Origin of the sequence: Buttiauxella sp. JUb87, assembly GCF_004361975.1 — a bacterium.
Taxonomy (GTDB): Bacteria; Pseudomonadota; Gammaproteobacteria; order Enterobacterales; family Enterobacteriaceae; genus Buttiauxella; species Buttiauxella ferragutiae.
Window position 1 is genome coordinate 1,247,111 of the sequence record NZ_SNVY01000001.1, and the last position, 12,020, is coordinate 1,259,130.

Annotated in this window: 7 protein-coding genes; all 7 read left to right on the forward strand. The window is 54.9% G+C overall.

The window, feature by feature from the left end; genetic code table 11:
- Positions 1-206 precede the first annotated feature (206 nt).
- The 7 genes from EC843_RS05950 to EC843_RS05980 all read left to right on the forward strand — a co-directional run bounded on the left by EC843_RS05950 (position 207) and on the right by EC843_RS05980 (position 12,004).
- Positions 207-1,457, forward strand: coding sequence for an MdtA/MuxA family multidrug efflux RND transporter periplasmic adaptor subunit (locus tag EC843_RS05950; RefSeq protein ID WP_133521891.1), 1,251 nt, complete (start codon positions 207-209; stop codon positions 1,455-1,457).
- The gene (locus EC843_RS05955; RefSeq protein ID WP_133521892.1) at positions 1,457-4,582 is read left to right on the forward strand and encodes an MdtB/MuxB family multidrug efflux RND transporter permease subunit; all 3,126 of its coding nucleotides are present in this window, start codon (positions 1,457-1,459) and stop codon (positions 4,580-4,582) included. The genes EC843_RS05950 and EC843_RS05955 overlap by 1 nt, the downstream gene beginning before the upstream one ends.
- Positions 4,579-7,659 (forward strand): multidrug efflux RND transporter permease subunit MdtC, encoded by a 3,081-nt coding sequence (mdtC, locus tag EC843_RS05960; RefSeq protein ID WP_133521893.1) that lies wholly within the window; start codon positions 4,579-4,581, stop codon positions 7,657-7,659. The genes EC843_RS05955 and mdtC overlap by 4 nt, the downstream gene beginning before the upstream one ends.
- Before the next feature lie 85 nt (positions 7,660-7,744).
- Positions 7,745-9,160 carry an MFS transporter gene (locus tag EC843_RS05965; RefSeq protein ID WP_133521894.1) on the forward strand — a complete coding sequence of 472 codons (1,416 nt, stop codon included), beginning with the start codon at positions 7,745-7,747 and terminating at the stop codon, positions 9,158-9,160.
- Positions 9,157-10,551 carry a two-component system sensor histidine kinase BaeS gene (gene baeS / locus EC843_RS05970; protein WP_064545167.1) on the forward strand — a complete coding sequence of 465 codons (1,395 nt, stop codon included), beginning with the start codon at positions 9,157-9,159 and terminating at the stop codon, positions 10,549-10,551. Before EC843_RS05965 ends, baeS begins: the two co-directional genes overlap by 4 nt.
- On the forward strand, positions 10,548-11,270 hold the full coding sequence (gene baeR, locus EC843_RS05975; RefSeq protein ID WP_064545165.1) for a two-component system response regulator BaeR: 723 nt from the start codon (positions 10,548-10,550) through the stop codon (positions 11,268-11,270). Before baeS ends, baeR begins: the two co-directional genes overlap by 4 nt.
- Positions 11,271-11,296: 26 nt before the next feature.
- Positions 11,297-12,004, forward strand: a complete 708-nt coding sequence (locus EC843_RS05980) for a tetratricopeptide repeat protein (protein WP_133521895.1) — start codon at positions 11,297-11,299, stop codon at positions 12,002-12,004.
- Positions 12,005-12,020 lie beyond the last annotated feature (16 nt).

Below are 12,020 nucleotides of genomic sequence, written 5' to 3' on the forward strand. Positions count from 1 at the left end.
TTATATTCGTAATATAAACTACAGTTTATTGCTGAAGATATGAACAGGATACTATTCAAGCGTATTCCTACGAGCCTGTACGCAAAAAACCGCCTTCTAAGACTTATCCATACAGTACTTCATATTTCCTCCATTTTTCCGCCACCCTCACTCACTACACTAGTATCATTAGGCCTATAGGCTCCAGGAAGAGAACACTTACAACTATGAAAGGCACTCGCACCGCACGTGGGTTATGGATTGCAGCCGCAGTCATTGTCGTTATTGCCGCCGTTTTTTACTGGCGCAGCACGAATTCCAGTAACGACACCGCAGGTTCGCAATCAGCACAACAGCGCTCCGCTGGCAGTCGTCATGGGATGCGCGGTGCGGCGCTTGCTCCGGTTCAGGCGGCAATAGCGACCAGTGAATCGGTGCCGCGTTATCTCACTGGCCTCGGTACCATTACTGCGGCAAATACCGTGACGGTACGCAGCCGTGTCGACGGGCAATTACAGGCGATTCACTTCCAGGAAGGGCAACAAGTTAAAGCCGGTGATTTGCTGGCAGAAATCGACCCAAGCCAGTTCAAAATCGCTCTTGCCCAGGCTCAAGGCCAACTGGCAAAAGATCAGGCGACTCTCGCCAATGCTCGCCGCGATTTGGCGCGTTTTCAGCAACTGGTCAAAACCAACCTGGTATCCCGCCAGGAACTGGACGCCCAACAAGCGTTAGTCAATGAATCTGTCGGTACTATTAAGGCCGATGAAGCCGCCGTTGCCAGCGCGCAATTACAGCTCGACTGGAGCCGCATCACCGCACCGATTGATGGCCGCGTCGGTTTAAAACAAGTCGATGTCGGCAACCAGATTTCCAGCAGTGATACCACTGGCATTGTGGTTCTCACCCAAACGCACCCTATCGACCTGATTTTCGCCTTGCCTGAAAATGATATTGCCACGGTGGTAAAAGCACAGAAAGCGGGTATGACACTGAGCGTCGAAGCGTGGGATCGTACCAACAAGCTGAAACTAAGCAGCGGTGCTTTACTGAGTCTCGATAACCAAATCGACGCCACCACCGGTACCATCAAACTCAAGGCGCGTTTCAATAACGAAGACGACGCGCTGTTCCCAAACCAGTTCGTTAACGCGCGCATGTTGGTGGATACCCAGCAAAATGCAGTCGTCATCCCGACTGCAGCAGTACAAATGGGTAACGAAGGCAACTTCGTTTGGGTGCTTAATAGCGAAGATAAAGTCAGCAAACATCTGGTAACCATCGGCATTCAGGATAGCCAGAAAGTCGTGATCACCGCCGGAGTTTCTGCCGGTGACCGCGTGATAACCGACGGTATTGACCGCCTGACCGAAGGCGCCAAAGTGGAAGTGGTTGAAGCACAATCCGCGACCTCAACCACTCCGGCAAAAAGCACTGACGCGCCAGCAAAACATCATCGTAACGGAGCGGCTTCCTGATGCAGGTATTACCCCCTGGCGCCACAGGAGGCCCATCGCGCCTGTTTATCCTGCGGCCTGTTGCCACCACCCTGCTAATGGTGGCTATCTTAATTGCCGGGATTATCGGTTACCGCTTCCTGCCAGTTTCAGCGCTACCAGAAGTCGATTACCCGACAATTCAGGTCGTCACACTCTATCCAGGTGCCAGCCCGGATGTGGTGACGTCGGCGATCACCGCCCCACTTGAACGCCAGTTTGGGCAGATGTCTGGCCTGAAACAAATGTCTTCGCAAAGTGCCGGTGGTGCTTCGGTGGTGACGCTGCAATTCCAGCTAACGCTGCCGCTTGATGTCGCCGAACAAGAAGTGCAGGCGGCGATTAACGCCGCCACTAACCTGTTGCCGACTGACCTGCCGAACCCGCCGGTTTACAGCAAAGTGAACCCGGCCGATCCACCGATTATGACGCTCGCCGTCACCTCAACCGCCATGCCAATGACGCAAGTCGAAGATATGGTGGAAACGCGCGTGGCACAGAAAATCTCCCAGGTTTCCGGTGTCGGCCTGGTAACGCTTTCCGGCGGCCAGCGCCCTGCGGTGCGCGTGAAACTGAACGCGCCAGCGATTGCCGCACTAGGTTTAACCAGCGAAACTGTACGCACCGCAATTACCAGCGCCAACGTCAATTCGGCAAAAGGCAGCCTTGATGGCCCGGACCGCTCCGTGACGCTATCTGCAAACGACCAAATGCAGTCTGCCGCGGAGTATCGCAATCTGATTATTGCTTACCAGAACGGTGCGCCGATTCGCCTTGGCGATGTCGCCACCGTTGAGCAAGGGGCGGAAAACGCCTGGCTCGGTGCATGGGCCAACAAGCAGCCGGCGATTGTGATGAACGTGCAACGCCAGCCTGGCGCGAATATCATCGACACCGCCGACAGCATTCGTGCGATGTTGCCCGCATTAACCAAAAGCTTGCCTAAATCGGTCGAAGTGAAATTACTCAGCGACCGCACCACCAATATTCGTGCCTCGGTCAGCGACACCCAGCATGAGTTGATGCTCGCCATCGCCCTGGTGGTGATGATTATTTACCTGTTCCTGCGCAATGTCCCGGCGACCATTATCCCGGCGGTGGCGGTTCCGCTGTCGTTGATTGGTACCTTTGGCGTGATGGTGTTTCTTGATTTTTCGATCAACAACCTGACGCTAATGGCGCTCACTATCGCCACCGGTTTTGTGGTTGATGACGCGATAGTGGTGATTGAAAACATCTCGCGTTATATCGAAAAAGGCGAAAAGCCGCTGGCTGCCTCATTGAAAGGGGCCGGAGAAATTGGCTTTACGATTATCTCACTGACCTTTTCGCTGATTGCGGTACTGATCCCCCTGCTGTTTATGGGCGATATTGTTGGCCGCCTGTTCCGCGAGTTTGCCGTCACGCTGGCGATCGCCATTTTAATCTCAGCGGTAGTGTCATTAACGCTAACGCCGATGATGTGCGCACGCATGTTAAGCCACGAATCGCTGCGCAAACAGAACCGTTTTTCGCGCGCCAGTGAGCGTTTCTTCGACCGTGTGATTGCCGGATATGGCCGCCTGTTGACCCGCGTGTTGCACCACCCGTGGCTGACACTGGGCGTGGCGTTTGGCACCCTGGCGCTGACGGTGGTGCTGTGGATTTTCATTCCTAAAGGCTTCTTCCCGATTCAGGATAACGGGATTATTCAGGGCACCTTGCAGGCCCCCCAATCGGTTTCGTTTTCCAGCATGGCGCAGCGCCAGCAGCAGGTTTCCGATGTCATCATGAAAGATCCGGCGGTCGAAAGCCTGACGTCGTTTATTGGCGTGGATGGCACCAACCCGTCGCTCAACAGTGCGCGTTTGCAAATCAACCTCAAGCCGCTGAACGACCGTGATGACCGCATTCCGGTGGTGATTCAGAGGCTGCAAAATAATGTGGCTAAAGTGCCGGGCGTCGAGCTTTACCTGCAACCGGTGCAGGATCTGACCATCGACACCACCGTCAGCCGCACGCAGTATCAGTTCACCTTACAGGCTACCTCGCTTGACGAACTCAGCACCTGGGTGCCGCAACTAACCGAAAAACTGCGCGCGCTTCCGGAACTCGCGGATGTCAGCAGCGACTGGCAGGATCAGGGGCTGGTGGCATATATCAATGTTGACCGCGCCAGCGCCAGCCGCCTGGGTATTTCGATGTCAGATGTCGATAACGCACTGTATAACGCCTTTGGTCAGCGCCTGATTTCCACCATTTACACCCAGGCAAACCAGTATCGCGTGGTGCTCGAGCACGACACCAGTACCACGCCTGGGCTAGGCGGGCTGGATAACATTCGCCTTGCCAGCACCGATGGCGGCAGCGTGCCGCTCAGCGCCATTGCCAAAATCGAGCAGCGTTTTGCACCGCTGACCGTCAACCATCTCGACCAGTTCCCGTCGTCCACGTTCTCCTTCAACGTCACCAGTGACCATTCGCTCGGCGAAGCGGTGCAGGCGATTACGGCGGCGGAAAAAGATCTGGCGATGCCGGCAGACATTAGCACCCAATTCCAGGGTAGCACCCTCGCCTTCCAGGCGGCGTTAGGCAACACCATCTGGTTGATTGTTGCCTCGGTAGTGGCGATGTACATCGTGCTCGGCGTGTTGTACGAAAGCTTTATTCACCCGATTACTATTTTGTCGACGTTGCCAACGGCAGGTGTCGGGGCGCTACTGGCGCTGATGCTGGCGGGAGCCGAACTGGATGTTATTGCCATCATTGGCATCATTTTGCTTATCGGTATCGTCAAGAAAAACGCCATCATGATGATCGACTTCGCGCTGGCCGCTGAACGTGAACAAGGGATGAAACCCTACGACGCGATTTATCAGGCCTGCTTACTGCGCTTCCGCCCGATACTGATGACCACCCTTGCTGCGTTGCTGGGTGCATTACCGTTGATGCTGTCGATGGGCGTGGGTGCGGAACTGCGCCGCCCGCTGGGTATCGGCATGGTCGGCGGGTTGCTGGTCAGCCAGGTGCTAACGCTGTTTACTACGCCGGTTATCTATTTGCTGTTCGATAACCTGTCGCACGCGGTGCGTCGCCGTTTTGCTCGTCGTGATGAGGAAGTGCTGTGAAATTCTTCGCACTGTTCATCTATCGGCCAGTCGCCACCATTTTACTGACTGTCGCCATTACCTTGTGCGGCGTGCTGGGCTTCCGTCTGCTGCCGGTAGCCCCGCTGCCGCAGGTGGATTTCCCGGTGATTATGGTTAGTGCATCACTGCCGGGCGCTTCGCCAGAAACTATGGCTTCGTCGGTTGCCACACCGCTTGAGCGCGCACTCGGGCGCATTGCGGGCGTAAATGAGATGACCTCATCAAGTTCACTGGGCAGTACGCGCATCATTCTGGAATTTACCTTCGACAGGGATATCAACGGCGCTGCACGCGATGTGCAGGCGGCAATCAACGCGGCGCAAAGTTTGTTACCGAGCGGAATGCCAAGCCGCCCGACCTACCGCAAAGCCAACCCGTCAGATGCGCCGATTATGATTCTGACGCTAACTTCCGACACCTTTTCCCAGGGGCAGTTATATGATTTTGCCTCCACGCAACTGGCGCAAACCGTGGCGCAAATTGATGGCGTGGGCGATGTGGATGTCGGCGGCAGCTCGCTCCCGGCGGTACGCGTGGCGCTCAACCCGCAGGCGCTGTTTAACCAGGGCGTTTCACTGGATGCCGTGCGTACCACTATTGATAACGCCAACGTCCGTCGCCCGCAAGGTGCGGTGGAAGACAGCTCACGCCGCTGGCAATTGCAGACTAATGATGAACTGAAAACCGCAGCCGAATATCAGCCGTTGATCATCCATTACAACAACGGTGGGGCGGTGCATTTGAGCGATGTCGCCACCGTGAGCGACTCGGTGCAGGATGTGCGTAACGCCGGGATGGCGAACGCGAAACCGGCGATTTTGCTGATGATCCGTAAGTCACAGGAAGCAAACATCATCGAAACGGTGGACCGCATTCGGGCAAAAATCCCCGATCTGCGTGAAACCATTCCGGCTTCAATAGATTTGCAAATCGCTCAGGATCGCTCGCCAACCATTCGTGCCTCACTTGCGGAAGTCGAGCAATCGCTGGTGATTTCAGTCGCGCTGGTGATTCTGGTGGTGTTCCTGTTCCTGCGCTCTGGCCGCGCCACGCTTATCCCAGCGGTAGCGGTTCCGGTGTCGTTAATCGGCACGTTTATCGCCATGTATCTGTGCGGCTTTAGCCTGAACAACTTGTCGCTAATGGCGCTAACGATTGCCACCGGTTTTGTGGTGGATGACGCCATTGTGGTGCTGGAAAATATTTCACGTCATCTCGAAGCGGGAGTTAAACCGTTGCAGGCCGCACTTCAGGGGGTGCGCGAAGTCGGGTTTACCGTGCTGTCAATGAGCTTATCGCTGGTGGCGGTATTCCTGCCGTTGCTATTAATGGGCGGGTTGCCTGGCCGCTTGTTTAAAGAGTTTGCCGTCACGCTGTCGGTCGCCATCGGGATTTCGCTGGTGGTGTCGATTACCCTGACGCCGATGATGTGTGGCTGGTTATTAAAGAATAACCCGAAGCATTCTCCGACTCGTCAGCGTGGATTTGGTCGCCTGCTAGTGGCGATGCAGCAAGGCTATGGCCGCTCGCTGAAGTGGGTGTTGAATCATACCAAACTGGTTGGCGTAGTGCTGTTGGCGACCATGGCGCTCAACATTTGGTTGTATATCGCCATCCCGAAAACCTTTTTCCCGGAGCAAGATACCGGGCGTTTGATGGGCAATATTCAGGCCGACCAAAGCATTTCCTTCCAGGCGATGCGCGGTAAGTTGCAGGATTTCATGAAGATTGTGCGTGATGATCCGGCAGTGGAGAACGTCACCGGCTTTACCGGTGGTTCGCGCGTTAACAGCGGCATGATGTTTATCTCGCTCAAGCCACTTTCCGAGCGCAAAGAAACCGCACAACAAGTGATCGACCGCCTGCGCAAATCACTGGCAAAAGAGCCGGGTGCCAGCCTGTTCTTGATGGCGGTGCAGGATATTCGTGTCGGTGGTCGTCAGGCCAACGCCAGTTACCAGTACACGCTGCTTTCCGATAATTTGGCCGATCTGCGAACCTGGGAGCCAAAAATCCGCCAGGCGCTGAGCAAACTGCCGCAACTTGCTGACGTTAACTCCGACAGCCAAAACAACGGCGCGGAAATGGATCTGCTTTATGACCGTGACTCGATGGCGCGTCTGGGAATTAGCGTACAAGACGCCAATGCCTTGTTGAATAACGCCTTCGGCCAGCGCCAGATTTCAACCATCTATCAGCCGCTTAACCAGTACAAAGTGGTGATGGAAGTTGACCCGCGCTATACGCAAGACATCAGCGCACTGGATCAAATGTTCGTCATTAATAAAGAAGGCAAAGCGATACCGCTGTCGTGGTTTGCAAAATGGCAGCCGGCAAATGCGCCGCTGTCGGTGAACCATCAGGGGCTTTCTGCCGCCTCGACGGTTTCCTTTAACCTGCCGACGGGTGTCTCGTTGTCACAAGCCAGTGAAGCTATCGACCGTACCATGACCGCGCTCGGCGTGCCTTCAACGGTGCGCGGCATGTACGCCGGTACCGCGCAAGTTTTCCAGGACACCATGAAATCGCAGGTGTTGTTAATCATCGCCGCCATCGCCACGGTCTATATCGTGTTGGGAATTTTGTACGAGAGCTACGTTCACCCGTTGACGATTCTGTCGACTTTGCCGTCTGCGGGGGTTGGCGCATTGCTGGCGCTGGAAATTTTTGGTGCGCCATTTAGCCTGATTGCGCTCATCGGTATCATGCTGTTAATCGGCATCGTGAAGAAGAACGCCATCATGATGGTGGACTTCGCCATCGACGCGCAGCGCAACGGCAATCTGCAACCTGAAGAGGCCATTTTCCAGGCCTGCTTGCTGCGTTTCCGCCCGATTATGATGACCACGCTGGCAGCGCTGTTTGGCGCATTACCTTTGGTGCTTACCAGCGGTGATGGCGCGGAACTACGCCAGCCGCTCGGGATTACCATTGTCGGCGGTCTGGTGGTCAGCCAATTGCTGACGTTGTACACCACGCCGGTGGTATATCTGTTCTTTGACCGTTTACGGATGCGGTTTGCGCGTAAAACCACTTCAGCAATCGCTGGCGGGTGACGCTTTGCTTAACCGCCCTACAAAACCTTGCCGTTGTAGGGTGGATAAGCGCCAGCGTCATCCACCGTTTATGAAGGATAGTTAAATGACTGAACTGCCTGCTGCCGTGCGCTGGCAACTGTGGATTGTCGCCTTCGGCTTCTTCATGCAGTCGCTGGACACCACCATCGTCAATACCGCCCTGCCCTCCATGGCGGCGAGCCTCGGTGAAAGCCCGCTGCATATGCACTCGGTGATTGTGTCGTATGTCTTAACGGTGGCGGTAATGTTACCCGCCAGCGGCTGGCTGGCTGACCGTGTTGGCGTGCGCAATATCTTTTTCACCGCCATCGTCTTGTTCACTATCGGTTCGCTGTTATGTGCCCATGCTGCAACCCTTGACGAGCTGGTGATGGCGCGCGTGGTGCAAGGGATCGGTGGCGCAATGATGGTGCCGGTTGGGCGTTTGACGGTGATGAAAATCGTCCCGCGCGAGCAGTATATGGCGGCGATGACCTTCGTCACCTTGCCTGGGCAAATTGGCCCGTTGCTTGGCCCCGCGCTCGGCGGCGTGCTGGTGGAATACGCCTCCTGGCACTGGATCTTCTTAATTAATCTTCCGGTGGGCATTATCGGTGCCATCGCCACGCTGTGGCTGATGCCGAACTACACCATGCAGACGCGCAAATTCGACATGATGGGTTTTGTGCTGCTGGCCTTCGGTATGGCGGCGCTGACCATTGCGCTGGATGGCGCCAAAGGTTTGGGCATCACGCCATCAACGCTGTGGATGTTGGTCGGCGGCGGATCGGCGGCAATGGCGCTCTATTTGTGGCACGCCAAAGCCAATGACAACGCTTTGTTCAACCTCAATCTATTTAAGACGCAGACCTTTTCACTCGGTTTACTGGGCAGCTTCTGCGGACGCATCGGCAGCGGCATGATCCCGTTTATGACGCCAGTGTTTCTGCAAATCGGCCTCGGGTTTTCGCCGTTCCACGCTGGGTTAATGATGGTCCCGATGGTGTTGGGCAGCATGGGCATGAAACGCATTGTGGTGCAGGTGGTAAACCGCTTTGGCTACCGCAACGTGTTAGTCACCTCCACGCTCGCTCTGGCACTGGTCATCTTATTGTTTATGGCAACCGCGCTGATGGGCTGGTATTACGCGCTGCCGGTGGTGCTGTTCTTGCTCGGAATGGTGAACTCCACCCGCTTCTCGTCAATGAACACCCTGACGCTAAAAGATCTGCCTGACGATCTGGCAAGCTCCGGCAACAGTTTGTTGTCGATGGTGATGCAGCTTTCGATGAGTATTGGCGTCACCATCGCCGGGTTGCTACTGGGCATGTATGGCCATCATCAACTGACGGCAGATAACACCGTGGTTCACAGCGTCTTTATGTATACGTATCTCAGCATGGCAGTGGTTATCGCTCTGCCAGCGCTAATTTTTGCTCGCGTCCCGAAGGACACCACCAAAAATGTCGTGATTGCGCGGCGTAAAAGGAGTAGCTCATGAAGCTGTGGCGGCCAGGCATTACCGGCAAACTGTTTTTGGCGATTTTCTCCACCTGCCTGGTGGTACTCGCCACCATGCACTGGGGCGTGCGGCTCAGCTTCGAACATGGGTTTATTGACTACATCAAACGCGGCAATGAACAGCGTCTGGAGATGCTCAGCGAAGCGCTGGGTGAACAATATGCGCAGCACGGTAACTGGCAGTTCCTGCGCAACAACGACCGTTTTATGTTCAAGCTATTGCGCTCTTTTGAGCATAGCGATGATGAAAATCATAACCTGCCACCCCACGGCTGGCGCACCCAGTTTTGGGTTGTCGATGAAGATTACAAAGTACTGGTTGGCCCGCGTGGCCCGGTTCCCGGCGATGGTATGCGCCGGGCGATTAACGTGAATGGCCGTGACGCCGGTTGGGTGGTGGCTTCGCCCGTTGAACGGCTCACACGCAACACCGATATTAATTTCGACAGGCAGCAACGTCGCACCAGTTGGATTATCGTCGCTTTCTCCTCCCTGCTTGCGGCGGCGGCCACCTTCTTCCTCGCTCGCGGGTTACTGGCTCCGGTGAAACGGCTGGTTGAAGGCACCCATAAACTGGCCGCCGGGGATTTCACCACTCGCGTCGATCCCACCAGCCAGGATGAACTGGGCAAACTGGCGCAAGACTTTAACCAACTTGCCAGTACGCTTGAGAAAAACCACAACATGCGCCGCGCTTACATGGCGGATATTTCCCATGAATTACGCACCCCGCTGGCCATTTTGCGTGGCGAGCTGGAAGCGATTCAGGATGGCGTGCGCAAATTCACCCCTGAATCCGTTGTCTCGCTACAAATGGAAGTCGCGACGCTAACCAAACTGGTTGATGACTTGCACCAGTTGTCGATGTCCGACGAAGGGGCATTGGCCTATCAGAAGCAGTCGCTGGATATTATCAACCTACTGGAAATTGTTGCTGGCGCGTTCCGTGAGCGTTTTAATTCGCGCGGTTTAACCATTAGCCTGGCACTGCCGGACAGCGTGACCATTTTTGGTGATAGTGACCGTTTAATGCAATTATTCAATAATTTGCTGGAAAACAGCCTGCGTTATACTGATGCCGGTGGGCAATTGGTTATTTCCGGTGAAGTGGTGAATCAGCGTTTCGTGATGCACTTCGCCGACAGCGCGCCGGGCGTCAATGACGAACAGTTGACCATGTTGTTTGAGCGCTTTTACCGAACTGAAGGTTCGCGCAACCGCGCCAGTGGCGGCTCAGGGCTTGGGTTGTCTATCTGCCAGAACATTGTCGACGCCCATAATGGCAAGCTTTCCGCGACCCATTCGCCTTTCGGCGGGGTTAGCATTACAGTAGAGTTACCGCTGGAGCCAGAATCGTTGAGACCTGTATGACCGAGTTACCGATTGACGAAAACACACCGCGCATCTTAATTGTTGAAGACGAGCCTAAGCTCGGCCAACTGTTAATTGATTACTTACGTGCTGCGGGATATGCACCAGAATTAATTACCCACGGCGATAAAGTGCTGGCTTTTGTGCGCCAGACACCACCGGATTTAATCCTGCTCGACTTAATGCTCCCCGGCACCGACGGCCTGACACTGTGCCGTGAAATCCGCCGCTTCTGCGAAATTCCCATCGTGATGGTGACCGCCAAAATCGAGGAAATCGACCGCCTGTTAGGGCTGGAAATTGGTGCCGATGATTACATCTGCAAACCTTACAGCCCGCGTGAAGTCGTGGCTCGAGTCAAAACCATTTTGCGCCGCTGCAAACGCCAGCGCGACCCCATCGCTGCCGATGAAATTAGCCCGTTGATTATCGATGAAAGCCGCTTCCAGGCCAGCTGGCACGACAAACTGCTGGATTTAACTCCGGCTGAATTTCGTCTGTTAAAAACCCTGTCACATGAACCGGGTAAAGTCTTTTCACGCGAACAACTGTTAAACCAGCTTTATGACGATTACCGCGTCGTCACCGACCGCACCATCGACAGCCATATTAAAAACCTGCGCCGTAAGCTCGAAGCGCTGGATGAAGAACAGTCGTTTATCCGTGCCGTGTATGGCGTGGGTTACCGCTGGGAAGCCGATGCCAGCCGGATTGATTAACCTCATTTATACGGATGTGAGTGACAATGAAGATACGCAATTGTGCGTTATTGCTGCTGGTATCGGGCATGGCCCATGCAGAAATCACCGAACAACAAATGGCCGCCGACTGCGCAAAAATCCCTTCTTACGCAAGCCAGGGCGAACAATTCTACAAAGCCAAAGATTACCCTAAAGCACGCGAAGCCTTCGAAAATCAGGTGACCTGGAGCGAAGGTTGCCGACTCGATGACCAGGCTATCGCCACCGCGTACAACAATGTGGCACTCACCTGGATGCGCCAGAAAGAATGGCGTAAAGCTCGCGCCTGGCTGATGCTCAAACCTGACGATGCCAAGTCTGTTTACAACCTGGGGCTTATCAAAGAAAAGCTGGCGGCCTTGCCGAAGCCGACTTCCGCTGCGGGTGAATACTGGAATTACGCTGGGCTGGCATCCTGGGAGACATTCACCTTAAAAGACCTCGAAAAAGAATCCGCCTATTCTGTTGATTTTCAGGGTTACTATCTCGGCATGATGGCGCTTTATTACGGCCCCAATATGGGCGAGTTCTCAGAGAAGGTGACACTCAAAAACAACAAAGGGGTTATCGCTCTGCGGGAAGGCGACTATATTCAATGTGACATCTCGCTCACCGTTTCGCCCGAAGCCATCGACGCCACCACAGGTGAACCCGCTGAATGCGGTTTTGGCATGAACGTCCGAGCCGATGGGCACTATCTGCGAGTAGACTGACGCTGACAAACCAGGC